16 protein-coding genes and 1 riboswitch are annotated in these 20,105 nt (G+C 71.8%); of the genes, 6 read left to right on the forward strand and 10 right to left on the reverse strand.

All coding sequences use genetic code 11. The annotated features are described in order from the left end of the window. Window positions 1-66 precede the first annotated feature (66 nt). Together ACH35V_RS00120 and ACH35V_RS00125 are read left to right on the forward strand one after the other, a co-directional pair. On the forward strand, window positions 67-822 hold the full coding sequence (locus ACH35V_RS00120; protein WP_395969397.1) for an RNA polymerase sigma factor: 756 nt from the start codon (window positions 67-69) through the stop codon (window positions 820-822). After that, window positions 812-4,336: a hypothetical protein gene (locus tag ACH35V_RS00125; protein ID WP_395969398.1), complete on the forward strand. Its 3,525-nt coding sequence runs from the start codon at window positions 812-814 to the stop codon at window positions 4,334-4,336. Before ACH35V_RS00120 ends, ACH35V_RS00125 begins: the two co-directional genes overlap by 11 nt. A gap of 26 nt (window positions 4,337-4,362) precedes the next feature. On the opposite strand, the gene ACH35V_RS00130 is transcribed toward ACH35V_RS00125, so the two are convergent. The 7 genes from ACH35V_RS00130 to ACH35V_RS00160 all read right to left on the reverse strand — a co-directional run bounded on the left by ACH35V_RS00130 (window position 4,363) and on the right by ACH35V_RS00160 (window position 10,848). After that, window positions 4,363-4,944, reverse strand: coding sequence for a TetR family transcriptional regulator (locus ACH35V_RS00130; protein ID WP_395969399.1), 582 nt, complete (start codon window positions 4,942-4,944; stop codon window positions 4,363-4,365). A gap of 13 nt (window positions 4,945-4,957) precedes the next feature. Next, window positions 4,958-7,099: an MMPL family transporter gene (locus ACH35V_RS00135; protein WP_395969400.1), complete on the reverse strand. Its 2,142-nt coding sequence runs from the start codon at window positions 7,097-7,099 to the stop codon at window positions 4,958-4,960. 131 nt (window positions 7,100-7,230) lie between these two features. After that, a complete protein-coding gene (locus ACH35V_RS00140) occupies window positions 7,231-7,719 on the reverse strand; it encodes a GNAT family N-acetyltransferase (protein WP_395969401.1) in 489 nt (162 codons plus the stop codon). A gap of 161 nt (window positions 7,720-7,880) precedes the next feature. Beyond that, window positions 7,881-8,648, reverse strand: coding sequence for a group II truncated hemoglobin (locus tag ACH35V_RS00145; protein WP_395969402.1), 768 nt, complete (start codon window positions 8,646-8,648; stop codon window positions 7,881-7,883). Between the two features lie 77 nt (window positions 8,649-8,725). Next, on the reverse strand, window positions 8,726-9,361 hold the full coding sequence (locus ACH35V_RS00150; RefSeq protein ID WP_395969403.1) for a copper resistance protein CopC: 636 nt from the start codon (window positions 9,359-9,361) through the stop codon (window positions 8,726-8,728). Next, on the reverse strand, window positions 9,358-10,083 hold the full coding sequence (locus tag ACH35V_RS00155) for a YcnI family protein (protein ID WP_395969404.1): 726 nt from the start codon (window positions 10,081-10,083) through the stop codon (window positions 9,358-9,360). The genes ACH35V_RS00150 and ACH35V_RS00155 overlap by 4 nt, the downstream gene beginning before the upstream one ends. 75 nt (window positions 10,084-10,158) lie before the next feature. Then, window positions 10,159-10,848, reverse strand: coding sequence for a hypothetical protein (locus tag ACH35V_RS00160; RefSeq protein WP_395969405.1), 690 nt, complete (start codon window positions 10,846-10,848; stop codon window positions 10,159-10,161). 104 nt (window positions 10,849-10,952) lie between these two features. After that, window positions 10,953-11,184, forward strand: a riboswitch (cobalamin riboswitch). A gap of 127 nt (window positions 11,185-11,311) precedes the next feature. On the opposite strand from ACH35V_RS00160, the gene ACH35V_RS00165 reads away from it, so the two are divergent. From ACH35V_RS00165 to ACH35V_RS00180, 4 genes are all read left to right on the forward strand, one after another. Beyond that, the gene (locus ACH35V_RS00165; RefSeq protein ID WP_395969406.1) at window positions 11,312-13,615 is read left to right on the forward strand and encodes a ribonucleoside-diphosphate reductase subunit alpha; all 2,304 of its coding nucleotides are present in this window, start codon (window positions 11,312-11,314) and stop codon (window positions 13,613-13,615) included. After that, a complete protein-coding gene (locus ACH35V_RS00170) occupies window positions 13,612-14,634 on the forward strand; it encodes a ribonucleotide-diphosphate reductase subunit beta (RefSeq protein ID WP_395969407.1) in 1,023 nt (340 codons plus the stop codon). Before ACH35V_RS00165 ends, ACH35V_RS00170 begins: the two co-directional genes overlap by 4 nt. Before the next feature lie 150 nt (window positions 14,635-14,784). Next, window positions 14,785-15,975 carry an MFS transporter gene (locus ACH35V_RS00175; protein WP_395969408.1) on the forward strand — a complete coding sequence of 397 codons (1,191 nt, stop codon included), beginning with the start codon at window positions 14,785-14,787 and terminating at the stop codon, window positions 15,973-15,975. A gap of 95 nt (window positions 15,976-16,070) precedes the next feature. Further along, window positions 16,071-16,223 (forward strand): hypothetical protein, encoded by a 153-nt coding sequence (locus tag ACH35V_RS00180; protein WP_395969409.1) that lies wholly within the window; start codon window positions 16,071-16,073, stop codon window positions 16,221-16,223. A gap of 119 nt (window positions 16,224-16,342) precedes the next feature. On the opposite strand, the gene ACH35V_RS00185 is transcribed toward ACH35V_RS00180, so the two are convergent. The 3 genes from ACH35V_RS00185 to ACH35V_RS00195 are packed head-to-tail and all read right to left on the reverse strand — an operon-like array spanning window position 16,343 to window position 20,051. Continuing rightward, window positions 16,343-18,766, reverse strand: coding sequence for an FtsX-like permease family protein (locus ACH35V_RS00185; RefSeq protein WP_395969410.1), 2,424 nt, complete (start codon window positions 18,764-18,766; stop codon window positions 16,343-16,345). Then, entirely contained in the window at window positions 18,763-19,479 is a 717-nt protein-coding gene (locus ACH35V_RS00190) for an ABC transporter ATP-binding protein (protein WP_395969411.1), read from the reverse strand. The genes ACH35V_RS00185 and ACH35V_RS00190 overlap by 4 nt, the downstream gene beginning before the upstream one ends. Then, on the reverse strand, window positions 19,476-20,051 hold the full coding sequence (locus tag ACH35V_RS00195; protein WP_395969412.1) for a PadR family transcriptional regulator: 576 nt from the start codon (window positions 20,049-20,051) through the stop codon (window positions 19,476-19,478). The genes ACH35V_RS00190 and ACH35V_RS00195 overlap by 4 nt, the downstream gene beginning before the upstream one ends. Between the last annotated feature and the right edge of the window lie 54 nt (window positions 20,052-20,105).

Raw genomic sequence — 20,105 nt, forward strand, 5'->3', positions numbered from 1 at the left:
ACTCTGTCGAACGCTCTGCCGGAGAAGGCGTGCGGTCCATGGCGGTGCTCCCGGGGGAAGTCGGGGATGGGCCTGTGCCTCCTAGGTCCGGTGGGACCGGTCATTCGTGAATGTCAGACCCGACACAAAAAACTTCGCGATCCGACTTCACACTCCGGGGTGTTCGCGGACCTCCTCTCTGAAGGAGGCGACCACGGTGACGATGGGAGCGCGCTCGTGGGGCAATCGGAGACTGACCGAGCCGCGGTACCGGCTCAACGGGCGCCCGCCCCAGCCGGATTCGCCCAGTTCTATCGCGACCATTACCGGTCGTTGATCACTCTGGCGATGACGTTGGGCGCGACCTGGGAGGAGGCGGAGGACGCGGTCGGGAAGGCCATGCTGGACGTGCTCCGGCGCTGGGTCGACATTCGCTTTCCGCTGGCCTACGCCGGCCGTGCGGTCAAGAGCAACTTCATTAAACAGCGACAGCATGACCGTGCGGAGGTGGCGCGTGCGATCAAAGGCGGGCACGAGCGTCCGGAGGCCCAGCCGGATGCGCTGATGTGCGAGCTGGAGGACAACCAATGGGTCGAACAGATCATCGGAACGCTGCCTCCCGCCCAGCGCGACACCGCCAGACTGATCTTGATTCACCGAATGAGCACCGCCGAGGCCGCCGACGAACTGGAGAAGTCACAGGACGCCATACGCAAGAACCTGCAACTCGCGAAAGCGGGGCTGAGAAAGCTTCTCAAGGACCAACAGCGACTCGAACTGGAGATGGAACGCCGGGTCCAGAACTCGACCGGACCCGATGGGAGGAAGCTCGATGACCAATGACCCGCCTCCTCGGCAGCCGCCTGAGCCGGAGGAGCCCCTAGAGCAGATCCTGGCCGACTTCCTCAACCTGATGGACGAAGCGAACCAGCTCCTGCTCCCCGACGAGGAGGTGGAACGCCGCCTCCGGAGGCTCACCGGCGGCGAGTTCCCCGAGGCCGGCACGCACGACATCCCGGCGGGCGACCCCGGCGATCCCGTCCCGGGAGCGCAGGACGCCGCGTCCGGCGACCTGGACCTTCCGGTGCTGTCGGGGCCGGACGAGTGCGCCGACGCCGCCGCGGTGTGGCGGGCCGCCGAGGAGATCAAGGCGGCGGCGCGCGAGGAGGCGGCTCGGATCCGGGCGGCCGCGCAGCGGGAGGCCAAGCAGATCCTGGACGACGCGCAGTGCGAGGCCGAGGACATCAAGGCCGCGGCGCGGGAGTGGGCCGCGATGATCGAGCGGACCGCCCAGGCGAAGGCGGAGGACTACGAGGACAAGGGAATCCGCAAGGCGGCCAAGGAGCTGACCCAGTCCCGGCAGGAGGCCGAGCGCATCCGGGCGGACGCGGAACGCGTCCTGGAGGAGGCGTGCGACGAGGCCGACAGGATCATCGAACTCGCCGAGGCGCACGCCAGCGGCCGGATCGCGGGCGCGCAGGAGGCCCAGGAGAAGGTCTGGTTCGTCCGGTCCGCCGCCGGTCTGCCCCCGCCCCCTCATCTCGGGAGCGCGGTCATGCGAGCGGTCGGCGCGCCTGCGGGGTGCGAATTGGAGGTGTACGAGCCGCCGCCGCTTCCTGCGACCACGACCGTCAGGCCGCCCGGGCCCGTCGCGCCGTCCGGGCACGTCGCGCCGTCTGGGCACGTCACGCCGTCGGTGTCCGTCACGTCGACCGGGCCGCCCGTGCCCTTCGCCCTGACCGTGCCCTTCACGCCGCCTGATGCGCCGGGACCGCCGGCACCGGCGGGGGACGACGAGACCGCACACGACGTCGAGTTCGTGGACGACGAGACGGACATCGAGGAGCAGCGAGGTTCGCCGGACGACGGCGAGTTCGGCGACCTCGGCGAGTTCGGCGACGTCAAAGTCGTCGTGGGATCCAACGACAGCGGTAAGTCGCACATTCTTGGTTCGGCCGGATTGTGGTCGCGTTCGCGTGCGTGGCCGTCCAGGGGGAGCGTCCATTGCCCGATGGTCGCCGCCAGTGCGGTCAACGCAGGCCGTGACGAGGAAATGCGGTGCGAGGACGGGTTGCTCCGATATGTCCGTGACTCGCTCTACCAGGTCATGCGGGATTCGTTCGACGGGGTGGGAATCGGCTGGTCGGCCTGCCGTTCCTATGACCGCGGCGACAGCGTCCTGATCCTCGTCCCGCCCGACGTCGTGCCCGAGTTGCTGGCGAACGCGCTCATCCACGGAACGCGGGCCGGCCTGCGGCGGCACAATCGGCTTTCCAGCGACCTGGCCCAGCTCCGCATCCGGATGGCCGTCCACCTGGGGACCGTCCATTTCGACGAGACGGGCGCCACCGGCCGGTCGCTCGAACTGCTCTACCGGATGCTCGACCGCACCGCCCGCCCCGGCGTCCTATCGGGGGACTTCGGTCTCGTCACATCGGTGTACGTGTACGACAACATCATCAGGCACTACTCGGAATTGATGGACCTGGACGATTTTCAACCCATACGCCTTCCCGGCGAGGACGACTTTCAGGCGTGGGGTTACTTTCCCGCCAGAACGGGACGCGGCCGTCCGCCCTTCCCGCCGGACGCCGAACCGGACGCGAACGTTTACGGGCGAGTCGTGGTGGGCGACCATGACGTGCAGATCTGCCCGCAGGGAACTGTCGTCGCAGTGCGGGCCGGAAATGTCGCCAAGAGTTGGCGACGCCGCCTCCGAACGGATTTCGGGGCGATGCCCGGCAGCGACCGTCGGCTGGTCGGCAGGTACGAGGAACTGGCGCGGCTGGCGGCATGGCTCGAAGCGGGGGAGCCGGTGCTGGTGTGCGGGCCGCCGGGCGTGGGCAAGTCGGCGCTGCTCGGGTTCTTCGCCGGACAGCGGGTCGCGGCGGGAGCGGACGTCGTGTCGATGTCCGCTGCGGGGATGGGCGCTGACGACGTCGTCCACGCCCTTTTCCGCCGGTGCTACGACGCGGAGGACCACCGGCCCGAACCCGCGCGGCTGCGAAGCCTGATGAGCACGGTCGGCGCACTGGTGGTCGTGGACGACTTCAGCGGTTCCGCGGAGGACGCCGAGGCGCTCGCCGACCTCGTGTCCGGCGGGGCGGTGGTCATCATCGCGCGGGACCGGATCGACTGGAACCGCGGCAGGCTGCTGGAATTGCACGGATTGCCAGAAGGGGCCTCCAGAGCTCTGCTCGACGCCGAACTGGGCGACCGGGTGTGGCACGGGGACGCCGCGGCGGCGTGGAAGCTCTCCCGGTCCAGCCGGGGGAATCCCCGGGCCCTGCTCCAGGCCGTCGCCGCGGCCCGGACGGGGATGGCGGCCGCGTTGCCCGCTCGTCCGGACGACGCCGTCCGCACCCTGTGGCACTCAGCGGACCCCGACCTTCGCGCCGTCCTCCGCGTGCTGTGCGTGCTGCACGGCGTGCCGGTGCCGCCGGGCCTGCTGATCAGGCTGGCCGAGGTGACCGACGGCCGAAGAGCGCTCAACGACCTGCTGCGGACGCGGCTCGCGCAGCGAACCGGCCCCGGCTACGTCGCCACCCTCACCCCCGGCATGCCCGTGACCGGCGCGGATCGTTCGCCGGCCGACTACGTCCGCACGCTCGCCCGGTGGGTCGCCGACGTCCCGCCGAGCCAGGTCGCCGAAGCCGCCGCCGTCATCATCGCGGTGCTGGCGGACGCCGTCCGCGTCGGCGCGCACGCCCACGCATCCGAGCTCGCGCGGGCGGCGGCCCCGGCGCTCGGCGCCACGCTCTGGTGGGGTGCCTGGGGACGGGTCCTGTCCCTGGGCGGCGACGCGGCCCGGCTGGCCGGTGCGCCCGAAGACGCGGCCTATTTCGACGGCGAGGAACGCATGCGCCTTCTCGTCCTCGGCAGCATGACCGGCCCCGACCCGGACGACACCGGCACCGATCCCGGGGGTGGTCCCGGCGCGTCCGGCCCAAGGCGAACCGGACGGCGGGCCAGGCTGGCGAGTTGCGGGCTCATCACGGTCGTCGTCGCCGCGCTGGTCGTGGCCGGGGTGTTCTGCGCGAGCCTTTTCGGCTACGGCCTGTTCGACCCCGCGGAACCGTCCGACGAGCCGCCGCCTGCGAGCGCGTCCATGCGGGTGTCCCCGACCCTGCTGGCCGGTACCGAATCGACGGTCCTGGTCTCGGGCTTCTCCCCTGGGGAGCAGGTCTGGTTCATGCTGGCGGGCTCCCCGGGCATCCCGCTCGCCATCGTCACCATGAAACGGGACGGCCAGGCCACCGCGACGATACGCCAGCAGTCATCACAGGGCCGGTACACCGTCCTGGCCGTGGGAATGTCGTCGGGACGGATCGCCCGCACCGACATCCGGTTGGTCTGAGACATCTGGCGGGTGTCTGCTCTGATTTACGGGGCGGGTTCGAGGGTGGTGAGGGCGTCGTCCAGGATCTGCGCGAGGTTCAGGGACGGGTCGTCCGACCAGCGGAGCATCACGTCGAGCATGATGCCGAAGGCGGCGCCGGTGAGGGTGCGGACGGCGGCGTCGTCGGCGGGGCGGCCGGTGCGTTCGGCGAGGATGGCGGTGACGGTGCGCATGGTGTCGACGAAGCTGCCGAACGCCACGCCGCGAAGCGCGGGGACGGACAGGATGAGGACGGTCCGGTCGTGCCCCGCGGCGAGGTCCTCGGCGGAGAAGCCGTCGAGGACCTCCCGCATTGCGGCGCGGAGCGCCTGGACGGGGGACAGCTCGGGCGGCTGCGCGCGGATCGCCGCGTAGAACAGCGGGTCGGCGTCGTCGCTGATGACGAGGTCCTCTTTGGTGGGGAAGTAGCGGAAGACGGTGGTGTGCGCGACCTCGGCCGCCTGCGCGACCTGCTCGACCGTGGTGGCCTCGTAGCCGCGCTCGCGGAACAGGCGCAGCGCCTCCCGCTGGATCGCGGCCCGGGTCCTCGCCTTCTTCAGCTCGCGCAGGCCCTGCTTCGGCGCCATCCCCTGCCTCTCGTCAGCGTGCGTCCGGTGTGGAGCCTACTGTCACCGGTTCGGGCGGCGGCGCGCCCTCCACGTCCAGGCGCGGCAGGACGCGGTCGAGCCGGGCGGGCAGCCACCAGCCGGCGCGGCCGAGCAGCGCCATCACGGCGGGGACGATCGTCATCCGGACGACGAACGCGTCGAAGAACACGGCGGCGGCGAGGGCGAAGCCGAACGACTGCACCATCGGGGTATCGGAGAGGACGAACCCGGCGAACACCGCGATCATGATGACGGCGGCGGCCGTGACGACGCGGGCGCCGTGCGCGACGCCGGTGACGGCCGCGTCGACGGGGGAGGCGCCGCGGACGTGCTCCTCGCGCATCCGGGTGACGAGGAAGACCTGGTAGTCCATCGCGAGCCCGAACACCATGCCGATCAGCATGATCGGCAGCAGGTTGACGATGATGCCGGACGCGTGCACGCCGAGCGGGCCGTTCAGCCACCCCCACTGGAACACCGCGACGACCGCGCCGAACGTAGCGGCGACGCTCAGCAGGAATCCGGCCGTGGCCTTCAGCGGGACGAGGAGCGAGCGGAACACCAGCGTGAGCAGGATGAACGCCAGCCCGACGACGACCGCGAGGTAGGGGAGGAGCGCGTCGGCGAGCTTGTCGGACGTGTCGATGTCGATAGCGGTCTGGCCCGTGACGGCGACCGTGGCGCCGTCCCGCGAACGGAACCGGTCCCGGATGTCCTGGATGAGGTCCTCGGTCGCCGTGGCCGTCGGCGCGCTGGCGGGGACCACTCCGACCAGCGCGGTGTCACCGGCCGGGTTGAGGACGGGCGGTTCGACCGCGGCCACGCCGTCCAGTGACGTGACGCCCTTCGCGACGCGCTCGGCGGCGGCCTTGGTGTCGTGCGGTGCTTGGACGACCAGGGTCAGCGGGCCGTTGACGCCGGGGCCGAAGCCGTCCGCGAGCAGGTCGTAGGCCGCGCGCTGCGTCGTCCCGGACGGGGCGGTGCCGTCGTCGGGCAGCCCGAGCCGCAGGTCGAGCGCGGGCGTCGCCGCGACGAGGAGCCCCGCGACGGCCGTGACCAGCACGGGAACGGGGTGCGCGGTGATGAACCGCCCCCACCGCCGCCCGGCCGCGGTGCGCTGGCCGCGCGGGGTTCGGCGGCCGGTCAGGGCGCGGCGGCCCGCGAAGCCGAGGAGGGCGGGGAGGAGGGTCAGCGCGATCAGGACGGCCACGGCCACGGTGAACGCGGCGGCCAGGCCGAGCTGCGTCAGGACGGGGATGTCCACGACGGCGAGCCCGGCGAGGGCGATGACGACGGTCAGCCCGGCGAAGACGACGGCGGATCCGGCGGTGCCCGTCGCGTGCGCGGCCGCGTCGGCGGGGGCGCGTCCGTCCAGGACCTCCTGGCGGTAGCGGGCGATGACGAACAGCGCGTAGTCGATCGCGACGGCGAGGCCGAGCATCAGCGCGAGCGCCAGGGTGTCGGAGCTGAGCTCGACGAACGCGCTCGTGGCGCTGACGGCCGACAGCCCGATGACGATGCCGATGATCGCCGTCAGCAGCGGCAGCCCGGCCGCCACCAGCGAGCCGAGCGTGACCAGCAGGACGATCGCGGCGGCGGCGACGCCGAGCAGCTCGCCCGCGCCCTCCTCGGGGGGCGCCACGGCGTCGCCGCTCATCTCCACGCGCAGGCCGGGAGCGGCCGCCGCCGAGCGGAGCGCGTCGCGGTCCGCGCCGGTCAGCTCGTACTCGGGGACGCGGTAGGCGACTTCGGCGAGGGCGATCCGGCCGTCGCCGGAGACGGTGTTCCGGGCGTAGGGGGAGGCGACGTCGGCGACGTCCGGCGCTGCCTTGATCCGGGCCACGGCGCGCTCGACGGAGGCGCGGTTCGCGGGTTCGGTCAGCGCGCGTCCGGCGGGGGCGGCGAAGACGACCCTGGCCGTCGCGCCGCCGCTGGCGGCCTGCGGGAACCGGTCCTTGAGCAGGTCGTTCGCCCGCTGCGACTCGGTGCCGGGGACGGAGAACGTGTCGGGCGCCGGCTCGGACAGCGCGGCCGCTCCCGCCACGGCGACCACGAGCAGCCCGGCCCACAGCAGCGCGATCAGCCGGCGCCGCCGGAAGCAGAACCGGCCGACCCGGCTCAGGAACACCGCCATGACACCCACCCCTTTTTCGCTATTAGAGTAGGAAGTGTTAGTGAACTAGCGCTTTCTGTCAAGCCGGGGTGAACGCGAACGTGCCGCCCCTCCAGGGAGGAAAGGCGGCACGTTGTGGGTGGGCGCTGCGGTTACGTCCGGACGGCGGTGCCGAACGTGGCCGTCCGCGCGTCGCCGTCGAGACGGCTCAGCCCCGCGTTCTCCAGGACGCGGACGGACGCCGGGTTCGACAACTCGACCGTCGCGACCACCGACTCGACGCCCGGCGCGGTCAGCGCGAACGCCACGATGGCGCGCGTCGCCTCGGTCGCGTAGCCGCGGCCTCGCCGGGACGCGACGACGCCGTACCCGAACTCGACGACGCCGTCACGAGGCGGCCAGAACAGCCCGACGGCGCCGACGACCTGGCCAGTGGCCTTCTCGATGATCTGGCGCTGGCCGTGCTCCCCGAGCGCGGCGGCGCGGTTCTCGGCGATGAAGCCCGCGATGACGTGGTCGCCTTCGGCGGGGAAGTCGTCCGCCCAGTGGGCCTGCCGCCGTCCGTCGAGGACGGCGGTCACCTCCGCGAGGGTCCACATGCGGAGGACGAGACGATCGGTGAACAGATCTGACAGAGACATGAACGCTCCTGGTCGTGCTGGACGACCGGGCCGCGTTCAGTCCCGCGCGGCCCGGACGAGGGCATGCTGATGACGAAGCACGGCGCAGGCCATATTCATCAACCTCCCTCGTCGTCGGAGCAGCCGCAGCGTACCGTCCCTCGGGCGCGGCGCGCCGTCCCCTAGGGCTTGGACGGGATGTAGGGCGGGGCCACGCCCCAGCCCCAGTGCGGCAGCGGGGCCTCAAGGGGCGGTTTCGCGTCCGGTTGCGAGTTGGCGAGGGCGATGCGCGTCCCCCACTCGATGTAGGACGTGAACGCGGCGCGGAATTCGGGATCGTCCGGGAGGCCGACCTCGTCGGCGGCGTCCATGAGGAGGGTCACCCAGCGGCGGCGCTGCGGTTCGGTGATGGCCTTGCCGAGGTGCTGCCGGACCATGTGGTGGTACCCGCCGCGCTCCCGGGTGTAGCGCTCCGGGCCGCCGAAGACCTCGCCCAGCCAGTGCGCGACCCATTTCGGGTGGTCCGGGGCCATGTGCTCGAACAGCGGGCGGAGGAGGTCGTCCTTCAGGACGTTCGTGTAGAACGCCTCGGTGAGCCGTTCGAGCGCCTCGCCGCCCGCCCAGTCGTACATCGTCGGGACGGACGACCCGGCGCCGCGCACGGACGTCCGCTCGTAGTGCCGCATCTCCTCGATCTGCTGGACGTACGGCTTGATCTCGGCGAAGAAGGCGGGGAAGTGCTCGCCGCCCCGGAAGCCCTGCATGTGGTCGTCGGCGGACGTCCAGCCGATGCGCAGGATGTAGGACGAGGGTTCCTCGACGCACCGGGACAGCTCGTAGTCCACGCATTGCGGCGCGGCGGCCAGTGACGCGGACGCGCGCGCGTAGGCGGCCTCGAACTCGTCCGTCCCGGACGGGTCGATGCGGTAGCGGACGTACTCGACGATCATTGGACCCCCTGGGCTGCGACCGGTCGGGTAATCACTGTAATCCTGTAATCACCCGACCGGAAGCGCAAACCGGGCGGTCAGTCGCCGGACGCGGGCGACCGGCGGAACCAGGCGACGGCCCCACCCGCTGCGGCCACCACGAGCGCGATCAAACCGATCCACAGCCAGCCTGACGAGCCGCCGCCCGAGTCCTCGGAGGACGCGGCGTTCGACGGGGACGCGGCAGGGACGACGGGCTGCGAACTCGCGGCACCCGGCGAAGCCGTCGAACCGGCCGAACCGGCTGACGAGCCTTCCACCGTGAACTTGTAGCTGCCCGACACTGGATGGCCGTCCACCGACACGACACGCCAGCCGACCGTGTACTTCCCGTTCGGCAGCGCGCCGTTGACCGGCTGGGTGACCTTGTTGTCGACGGCCTTGGCCGTCCCCGCCTGGTGCTGCTTGCCGGACGCGTCGGTGAGGATCACGCGCGGCAGCCGGATCGTCTCCGTGTAGGTCAGGACGATCTGCGACGGGGCCGCGACCGACGAACCCTTCTTGGGGTTGGCCGCCGTCAGCGCGGTGTGCGCGGACGCCGGCGTCGCGGACATCGCCAGCACCGTCCCCACGGCCAGCGCACCGGCCGCGACCCGTCCCGCCGCGACCCGTCCCGCCGCGACCCGTCCTGTCGCGATCCGTCCTGTCGCGATCCGTGCTGTTGCGCGGGTCATGAGCGGCTCCGGGCGCGGTTCAGGCCGTAGCCGCCGACCGTGAGGCCGAGGGCGCCGACCGCGATGCCGATGCCGCCGAGGAGCCGCGCGGTGCCGTCATCGGCGGACGCGGTGGCGGCCGGCTTCGTCTTCGCGCTCGCGGTCAGCCCGACCGCCTCCTGCTGGCCCTTCGGGACGAGCTTGAGCACGGGCGCCGGATGCTCGGGCTCGGCCGCGCCCGCGGCGGGCGGCGGCTGGTCCCACTTGACGACCTCGCCGTTGGAGTACGTCTGGTCGGCCTTGAACATCATCTCTCCGGTGTTCGTCGGCAGCGGTCCCAGGGAGACGTCGAACTCCTGGAACGTCCCGGGGTCGATCTTGCCGCCGGACCAGGTGATCTTGGTGACGGCCTCGGTCTGCTCGCCGCCGTGGGTCTTGAGCGGGGTCGCGAGCTTGGACTTCTCGGCCTTCACCGTCCAGCCGGGGACGGGACGGACCGACACCGACGACAGCGGATGCTCGGCCGGCAGGTGCACCACCAGCTTGGTCGTGGACGCGTTGTCGCGCTCGTTCGGCACCCGGAACGCGACCTTGGTGTAGCCGCCCTGCTCGGCGGTCTTCGGGTTGACGGTGACGTGCGCGGACGCGGCCGTGGCCAGCCCGACCACGGACACGGCGGCGAGGCCCGCGACGGCGCCCAACCGGCGGGCGCCCCGAGGGAGGACATGGGAAAGAGAGAGCATGGCGAATATCCGTTCGAGTGTACGGGGAAATCCGGAAGCGCCGGGAATCGGCGTCCGGTGACGTACGGCGCTCGCTCAGTGCGAAAGGAGCGCCCTCGAACGCGATGGAGGACCCCGCCGGACGACCTGATGCCGCAGCGTGCGGCCGACCGCCGTGACCGCGGCCGTCGCCGGCACGGCGGGGATGCGCGGCGGAGCGGCGACGGGTTCGACGGCGAGGAGGGCGAGCAGCAGCCGGATCGGCCGGTCGGCCGCGCCGGCGACCCGCCGGGCCAGCGACCACGCGGCCCGCTCCCCGCGCCGCAGCCACCATGCCGCGATCAGCGCCGCGACGGTGTGCGCGAGCGTCATCGTCGTGCCGCCCGCGGCGTGCGCGACGGGGACCAGGATGTCCGAGCCCGCCATCGCCGCGTCGGAGACGGAGGTCTGGTGCATCCCCGCCTGGTGCAGGGCCGCCGCGCGGAGCGCCGGATCCTGGAGGGCCGCCGCTGGCGCGTTGATCGGGTCGGTGGCGCCCGTGAAGAGCGCGTGCAGCGCGAACTGGCCGCCCAGGAGGCCGCCGAGGATCGTCGCCAGCGACCGTTCGTGGCCCGCCAGCAGGAGCGTCACGCCGAGCACCGCGCCGAATCCCGTCAGGACCGCCCACATGGGGATCGCCGTCCCCGACGCGAGGACGTGCCCGGCGGTCGCCAGCGTGACGCACACGGTGGCGAACACCACCGCGCGCGCTGTTCGGAAGCCCGGTTGCGGGGGACGCGGGGACATGGCGCAACCATCGTCCCACCACATCCGCCGTCTGGGTAGTCGGCCCCGCGATCTTTCGACACGCCCAACATCTTGGGGTGATGCAAAGATCGTCAACTACATGTAGGGTTCAATCCCGTGCTGGTTCGCCCCCGCCGCTGGTCGGCGGGGGCGTCGCAAGAGGGAACCCGGTGCGAGTCCGGGACTGCCCCGCAGCGGTGAGCGGGAACGACCGCCGTCTTACGCACTGGGCCGGAATCCACCGGCCTGGGAAGCGACGGCCAGTAGGACGCGTCTTCGGTTTTGGAGGCGCGGCGCCCGCGAGTCCGAAGACCTGCCCGCACGATGATCCGAGGGTCGCCCCTCGGATCGACACGTCCAGGCTTCGCGGGTGGGCCGGGGGCGGAGCGCGGCGTGCCCATCGGTTGACGCCGGCGTCCCGTTCGCATGCCGTCCGCGAGGCGGCTGCGAGGGGAGAGAGCACGTGACACAGGACCTGGCCGTACGGGTGGAGCCGGGCACGACGGCGGGCACGGCGGCGGACGCGCGCGTCGCCGCCGAGGTCGGGGCGGCCTGCGACGGGGTGCCGGACGTCGACGCGGGACGGGTGCTGGCCGCCGTCCGCACGGGAACGGACGGGCTGGACGCGGCGGCCCTGCGCGACCTCGCGATCGGCGAGGCGAGCGCACTGGTGCCCGCCGAACCCGGGTACTCCAAGGTCGCGGCACGGCTGCTCGGCCTGCGGATACGGGACGAGGCGGCGTCCGCCGGGGTCCGGACGTTCGCCGATTCGGTCGCCGCCGCGCACCGGGAGGGTCTGCTCGCGGACGCTCCGGCCGCGTTCGTCGCCGCCGACGCGTCCGCGCTCAACGCCCTCATCGACGGGTCCGCCGACGACCGCTTCGAGTACTTCGGGCTCCGGACGCTCTATGACCGCTATCTGCTGAGGCATCCGCAATCGCGGCTCGTCCTGGAACGTCCGCAGCATTTCCTCCTGCGCGTCGCGTGCGGCCTGTCCGACGACGTGGACGAGGCCGCCGAGCTGTACGGGCTGCTCAGCACGCTCTCGTATCTGCCCAGCTCACCGACGCTGTTCAACTCGGCGGCCCGCCGCCCGCAGCTCTCGTCCTGCTTCCTGCTCGACTCGCCGCGCGACGAGCTGGAGTCGATCTACGAGCGGTACGGGCAGGTGGCGCGGCTCAGCAAGTACGCGGGCGGCATCGGGATCTCGTGGACGAAGGTCCGCTCGCGCGGGTCGCTGATCCGCGGCACGAACGGGCATTCCAACGGGATCGTCCCGTGGCTGCGGACGCTCGACTCGTCCGTCGCGGCCGTCAACCAGGGCGGACGCAGGAAGGGCGCGGCGTGCGTGTACCTGGAGCCGTGGCACGCCGACGTCGAGGAGTTCCTGGAGCTGCGCGACAACACGGGCGAGGACGCGCGCCGCGCCCACAACCTGAACCTGGCCAACTGGATCCCGGACGAGTTCATGCGCCGCGTCGAGCAGGACGGGACATGGTCGCTGTTCGACCCGAAGGAGGTCCCCGAGCTGGCCGACCTCTGGGGCGACGCGTTCGACGAGGCGTACCGGGCGGCGGAGAAGGCGGGACGGTTCGTCCGGCAGGTCCCGGCCCGCAAGCTCTACGGGCGGATGATGCGGACGCTCGCCGAGACGGGCAACGGCTGGATGACGTTCAAGGACGCCGCCAACCGCGCCTGCAATCAGACCTTTGAACCGGGTCAGACCGTCCATCTGTCGAACCTGTGCACAGAGATCCTGGAGGTGACGAGCGACGGCGAGGCGGCCGTCTGCAACCTCGGATCGGTGAATTTGGCCGCGCACGTCGATCCGTCCGGCATTGACTGGGAACGGCTCCGCGCCACCGTCCGCACCGCCATCCGGTTCCTTGACCGGACGATCGACCGCGGCTTCTATCCGACGCCGGAGGCGCAGGCGGCGAACAGCAAATGGCGTCCGGTCGGCCTGGGCGTGATGGGTCTAGCGGACGTCTTCTTCACGCTCCGCCTCCCATTCGACTCCGACGAAGCCCGCGCGCTGTCGACGCGCATCTCCGAGGAAATCGCGCTAGCGGCGTACGACGCGTCTGCCGACCTCGCCGCCGCCCACGGCCCGCTGCCCGCCTACGACCGGACGCGCACCGCCCGAGGCCAACTCCACCTGGACCATTTCCCGGACGCCGCGCCGTCCCGTCCGGCCGAATGGGAGCGGGTCCGGGCGCGCGTCGCCGAGGTCGGGCTGCGCAACTCGCTGCTGATCGCGATCGCGCCGACCGCGACGATCGCGTCCATCGCGGGCTGCTACGAGTGCATCGAGCCGCAGGTGTCCAACCTGTTCAAGCGCGAGACGCTGTCCGGCGAGTTCCTGCAGATCAACGGCTATCTGGTGGACGATCTGAAGTCGCTCGGGCTGTGGACGCCGGCCGTCCGGGAGGCGATCAAGAAGGCGAACGGGTCCGTCCAGGGCCTCGTCGACCTGCCGGACGAGATGCTGTCCCTCTACCGGACGGCCTGGGAGCTGCCGCAGAAGTCGCTGATCGACCTCGCCGCCGCCCGCACCCCGTACATCGACCAGTCCCACTCGCTGAACCTGTTCATGGAGACGCCGACCATCGGAAAGCTCTCCTCGATGTACGCCTACGCGTGGCGGAGCGGCCTGAAAACCACGTACTACCTGCGTTCGCGTCCGGCCACCCGGATCGCGCAGACCACAGTGGCGGCGGCCGTCTGCTCCCTGGAGAACCCCGAGACCTGCGAGGCATGCCAGTGAGCGCTCCTACGAAACGGCGCGCCATGCTGCTCGACCCGGGCATGGACCTGACGCTGCGGCCCATGCGCTACCCCGATTTCTACGAGCGCTACCGCGCCGCGATCCGCAACACGTGGACGGTCGAGGAGGTCGATCTCGCGTCCGACCTCGTGGACCTCGCGCGCCTGACGCCCGCCGAGGTGCACCTGGTCAACCGGCTCGTCGCGTTCTTCGCCACCGGCGACTCGATCGTGGCGAACAACCTCGTGCTCAACCTCTACAAGCACGTCAACGCCCCGGAGGCGCGGCTGTACCTGTCGCGGCAGCTCTATGAGGAGGCCGTGCACGTCCAGTTCTATCTGACCCTTCTCGACACCTATCTGCCCGACCAGGACGAGCGCGCCAAGGCGTTCGCGGCGATCGAGCACATTCCGTCCATCCGTTCCAAGGCGGAGTTCTGCTTCCGCTGGATCGACTCGCTCGGCTCCCTGGACGAACTCCGCACCGCCGCAGACCGTCGCGCGTTCCTGCTGAACCTGATCTGTTTCGCTGCGTGCATCGAGGGACTGTTCTTCTACGGCGCGTTCGCCTACGTGTACTGGCTCCGTTCGCGCGGGCTGCTGAACGGCCTGGCCTCCGGAACCAACTGGGTGTTCCGGGACGAGTCGATGCACATGGAGTTCGCGTTCTCCGTGGTCGACACCGTCCGGGCGGAGGAGCCGGAGCTGTTCGACGCCGACCTGACGGAGCAGGTCACGCGGATGCTGGAGGAGGCCGTCCAGGCGGAACTCGACTTCGCGCGCGACCTGTGCGGCGACGGCCTGCCCGGGATGGGCGCGGACGACATGCGCGCCTACCTGGAGTACGTCGCGGACCAGCGCCTCGTCCGGCTCGGCCTCCCGGCCCGCTACGGGACGGCGAACCCGTTCGCGTTCATGGAGTTGCAGGACGTCCAGGAGCTGTCGAACTTCTTCGAGCGGCGCGTCTCGGCGTACCAGATCGGCGTGGAGGGGAGCGTCTCGCTGGACGAAGCGTTCTGACCCGCTACGGGTGGCGGCCCGGCTCCGGACGTTGGTCTGGAGCTGGGCCGTTGCGCATCCGGCGGATCCCAGTACTCTCTCAATGGAATAATTCTTAGCGTTCATCTACTTGACGTTGAACAGTTGTCCTTGAGTTGGGAGTGTGCAGCGATGAACCGCGTCGAACCACCCGCATCGGCCGAGGCCGCCGCCGAGCACGTGTCCGTCAAGCGCTGGCTGGCCGTGGTGGCCGTCGCGGTCGGGACGTTCCTCGTGGTGACGGCCGAGCAACTGCCCGTCGGCCTGCTGACGTCCATCGGCGGTGACCTCGGGGTGTCCGAGGGGACCGCGGGCCTGATGGTCACCGTGCCCGGCCTCGTCGCGTCAGCGGGCGCGCTCCTGGTCCCGGTCGCGATCGGACGCCTGGACCGCCGCACCGTCCTGCTCGCCCTGATCAGCCTGATGGTGGTCGCCAACCTCCTCTCCTTCCTGGCCCCGAACTTCCCGGTGCTCCTCGCCTCCCGCTTCCTGGTCGGGATCAGCATCGGCGGGTTCTGGGCGCTGGCGGCCGGGATCGCCGTCCGGCTGGTCCCGTCCGGCCACGTCGCCCGCGCCACCTCGATCGCCTTCGGCGGGGCCACCGCCGCGAACGTCCTGGGCGTCCCCGCCGGGACGCTGATCGGCGGCCTCACCGACTGGCGGATCGCGTTCCTCACCCTCTCCGGCCTCGGGCTCCTGGCCGTCGCCGCGCTGTTCCTGCTCCTGCCCGGCATCCCCGCCACCGGCTCCATCCGCCTCGGCGCGCTGCTCTCCCTCTTCGGGAACCCATTCGTCCGCGCCGCCACCATCGCCACGTTCCTCCTGGTCAGCGGGCACATGGCGGCCTACACCTTCGTCAGCCCCGTGCTCCAGGACGTCTCCGGCATCGACGAGGACCTCATCGGCCCGCTGCTCCTCCTGTTCGGCGCCGCCGGCATCGCCGGGACGTTCGTCGCCGGATCCGCCGCCGGGAAGAACGTCCGCGTCACGATCACGGCCGTCAGCGTCCTGCTCACCGCCGTCCTGGCGCTGTTCCCGCTGCTCGGCGCGACCGCCGTCACCGGGGTCGCCCTGCTGATCCTCTGGGGGCTGGCGTTCGGAGCCGTCCCCGTCACCGTCCAGATGTGGATCCTGAAGGCCGCGCCCGACCACGCCGAGGCGGCCACGGCCCTCAACACCGTCGTGTTCAACCTCGCCATCGCGCTCGGCGCGCTGTTCGGCGGCCTCGTCGTGAACGGCGCGTCCGCCACCGCCGTGCTGTGGTTCGGCGCCGCGCTGACCGTCCTCACATTCCTGGCCGTCTGGAGTACCCGGCGGGCCTGACAGGGAGGATCATGTTCCGCGCCGCTGGGACGGTTCCGAACTTTCCAGAGTGGGCAGACGTTGAACTGTCATAGCAAGGCCGAGGAGGAAGAACGATGGCTTCCATCATCGACCGGATTAAGAAATTTCTCCGGAGCCCGCAGGGCCAGAAGGCGCGGGCCAAGGCGGAGCGGCTCGCCCGCGACCCGCGCCACCAGGCCAAGGCCCGCCGCCTGCTGTCCAAAGTCCGCGGCGGATCCCGCCACTGACTCCGGCGGATCCCGCCACTGACCCCCGGTGACGACCGTCACCGATCACCCCTCCAGGCCCGTCCCGTCCCGGGGACGGGCCTGCGCCTAGCGGCGTCCTGCCGCTAAGGCATCCGCGGCTACGGCATCCGCCGCGCGATGGCGGGCGGCTCGCGACCGGCCAGCAGCCAGCCCGCGAGGACGGCGAGCACCGGAGTCCCGACCACGACGGCGATCGGGTAGCCGATCGGGACCCGGCCGAACACCGCAAGGTCGTCCCGGTAGATCGCGAGCATGGCCAGGCCCGCGCCGCCGACCCCGAGGATCACCCCGAGCAGGGCCAGCGCCCCGGCCGTGGTCGCCGCGAGGGTGCGCCGGATCGTCCCGGTGGCGCCGGTCGCGGTGAGCGTGCGGAGGTCGGCCGCGCCCTCGCTGCGGATCAGCCCCACCGTCATCGCCAGGATGCCGAGCGCGAACAGGACCCCGGTGGTGACGACGCCCAGCCTGGTGTTGGTGACGTCGCCCTGCTGGTCCCGGGTCTCGATGGTCAGCCCGTTACTCACAGCGAAGCTCCGTGCGGTGGCCTTCTGCGTCGCGGTGAGCGGCCGGTCCGCCTGGATGAACCAGCCCGCCCTGATCGTGGTCCAGCCGTGCCGGGCGAGGGCGGCCGGGGTGATGAGCGTGGTCGGCATCGAGGTGTAGGCCGGGCCGCGGACGTGGGTGATGGCGGGGTCCCGCTCATCGCGCGGGATCACCAGGCGGCCCGACCGGGTGGTGACGATGTCGGTGGACGGGCCGATCAGGGCCGGGTCGACGCCCAGCAGCCGGTACAGGGCCGGTGAGGCGATGTAGGTGAACACGTCCGCGCTCTCGTGCTCGGTGACCGGGATCCCCGCCGAGACGGTCATCTGCGAGGGGACTCCGTCCGGTGTGACGTTCTCCCGGCCATCGGGCGCCACCGCCTGGTCCACCGGGACGACGGTCGCCCCCGGCAGCAGCCGACTCACCTGGTCGGCGAGGGCGGCGAGCTCGGCAGGCGTGTGGGTATGGACGAAGTTGGCGTCCTCGGTTCCGCTGAGGCGGACCATCATCTGCCGGTCGCCGAGGTTGCCGGTCGCGGGCGTCGACTGGGCGCCGGTGAGGACGATGACCAGGACCGCCGGGACGCCCAGGGCCAGGCTGATCGCCGCCACCGCCGCACCGGACCTGGCCTGGTGCCGGGCCAGGTCGCGCAGCGCCAGCCGGACCGCGATCGGCGCCCGCGCTCCGGCCGCCGCCAGCAGCCGGATCGCGCCGGGCGCGGCGAACAGGACGGCCAGCGCGGTGAGCAGGGTGGCCCCGGCGGTCGGCCACGGATGGGTCTTCCCCGCCCAGGCCAGCACCGCGACCCCGGCGGCGAACAGCGCCGCGGCGGGCAGCGCGGACCGGCGGCCGGACGGGCGCACCGGCGGCTGTTCCGACAGCGCCAGCGTCACCGGCACCCTGCTCACGGATCGCGCCGGCCACCACGCCGCCGCGGTCGAGGCCACGATCTCCAGCACCAGCAGCATCGCGATCAGCGCCCACGGCACGTCCGACACCGCGATCCGATGGTCGACCGTGCTCTCCAGCCGGGGTGCGACGAGCGGCCACAGCGCCAGCCCGCCGATCGTGCCGACGACGGCGGCGAGCACGCCGATCAGCAGACCGGTGGCGGTCATGACCAGCCGCACCTGCCGGTCGGTGGCGCCGATCGCCGCGAGCATGCCGAGCTGGCGGAGCCTGCGGTGCGCCAGAACCGCGAACGCGGCGGCGGCCACGAACGCGACGAGCAGCAGCATGATCGTCGCGCCGCCGAGAACCAGCGTGGCGACCACGACCCCGGAATTGTCACCACCCACGCCCCCGACCACCGGGTTGGCGCTGGTCAGACCCAGGTCGCCCGGTCTCAGCTTGCCCTTGACCAGGATCGACAACGACTGCGGCCGCGTCGACGCCGGATCGACGAGCACGAACTGGTCGTCCAGCAGGCTCGGGTTCTCCGCGATGCCGACGATGGCGCGGGCGTGGCCGTCCAGCGAGATCGCCCCGCCGAGCCGCAGCCCGAGCAGCTCCGCCAGCCCGGCGGTGACGGCGGCCTCGCCGGACCCGCGGGGATAGCGGCCCTTGCGGATGGCCAGCAGCGCCCCGGCGAACGGGCCGTCGAGCTGCTGCGACCGGTAGTCGACGGGCGTGCCGAGCCCGGGCGCCCTCTGGTGGCTGTGCCCGATCACCTCCGCCTTCTTGAGGCCGGCCTGGATCTTCGCCAGGTCGGACGCGACGGCCTGCGGGTCCTTCCCGTCCAGCGTCATGATGGTGTCGGCCGAACCGAGCCGCGGATCGGCGGTGGGCGGGAGACTGGCGATGATCGCCGCGCCGCAGACCGCCGCGATCACGGTCACGACGAGCAGCACGGTGACCATGGCCTGCGACCGCCACTCGCGGCGCAGCAGCCGCCACGACCAGCGGACCAGCGCGCGGCGCGCGGGCAGCCCGGAACGCCTGGGCCGTCCGGCGCTCGGCCGGGGCGGGGCGAGGGCGCTCACGACTCGGCCAGCAGGGATTCGGGGCCGGACGGCGGCGTGGTCTGGTCGATGGCGACCCCGTCGCGGACGAACAGCACCCGGTCCGCCCACGCGGCGAGTTGCGCGTCATGGGTCGCCAGGACGGCGGCGGCGCCCTCCCTGCAGGCGCTGCGCAGCAGCCTGATGACGGTCTCGCCGGTACGGGAGTCGAGGGCGCCGCTCGGTTCGTCGGCCAGCAGCAGCCGCCGCTCCCCGACCAGCGCACGGGCGATCGCCACCCGCTGGCGCTGCCCACCGGACAGCTGGTCGGGATAGCGTCCCGCCTGGTCGGCGAGTCCGACCTGCGCCAGCGCCTGCCGGGCGGCCTTCGCGGCTCGTCCGGCCCTGACGCCGTCCAGTTCCAGCGGCAGCGCGATGTTCTCGGTGGCGGTCAGGCCGGGCAGGAGGTTGTAGTCCTGGAAGACGTAACCGACGTGGCGGCGGCGCATCCGGGCCTGGTCGGCGCGCGCCATCCCGGCGAGCGGGACCCCCTCGACCAGCACCTCGCCGCTGGTCGGCCGCTCCAGGCTGCCCGCGATGGTCAGCAGCGTCGACTTGCCCGAGCCGGACGGGCCCATGACCGCGACCATCTCCCCGGCGTGCACCGTCAGGCTCACCCCGGTCAGGGCGTGCACCCTGTCCGGTCCCGACCCGTACACCTTGGTGATGTCGCGAAGCTCCAGCACCGGGCTCATCGGGCCGCCCCTTCCGTGTCCTCGGCGGTGGCGTCGGCGGCTTCGGTGGCTTCGGCGGGCGCCAGATGCCGGAGGCGGGCGTCGGCGGCGTCCAGCCAGCGGACGATCGCCTCCAGCCGGAACAGCTCGGCGTCGGCCACCAGCAACAGGCCGACGTCGTCCGGCCCGGCATCCTCCTTGAGCCGGGCGTAGCGGTGCATGGTCTCGATCAGGTGCCTGCGGTGCGCTTGCAGGATCGAGGCCGGCCGCACCCCCGGCACCCGCAGCGCGACCAGCACCTTGATGACCAGCTCGTCGCGCGGCGGGACGTCGGCGGTGGGCGGGGTCGTGAGCCAGGCCCGCAGCTCCGCGCCGCCCGCCTCGGTGATCTGATAGCTCTTCTGCGGGCCGGGCTCCGCGCCGTCGCCGGAGACCACCAGGCCGTCGCGCTCCAGCCGCTGCACCGTGGAGTAGACCTGCCCCACGTTGAGCGGCCAGACCTCTCCGGTACGGGCCTCGAACTCCTGGCGCAGTTGCAGTCCGTACTTCGGGCCCTCGCTGAGCAGGGCCAGCAACGCATGTCGCACGCTCATCGGCAACCGCCTCGGTAGTGGTATACCGAGTATAATACTCAGTATATGAGATGC

This window comes from Actinomadura sp. 1N219 (assembly GCF_044326405.1).
Taxonomy (GTDB): domain Bacteria; phylum Actinomycetota; class Actinomycetes; order Streptosporangiales; family Streptosporangiaceae; genus Spirillospora.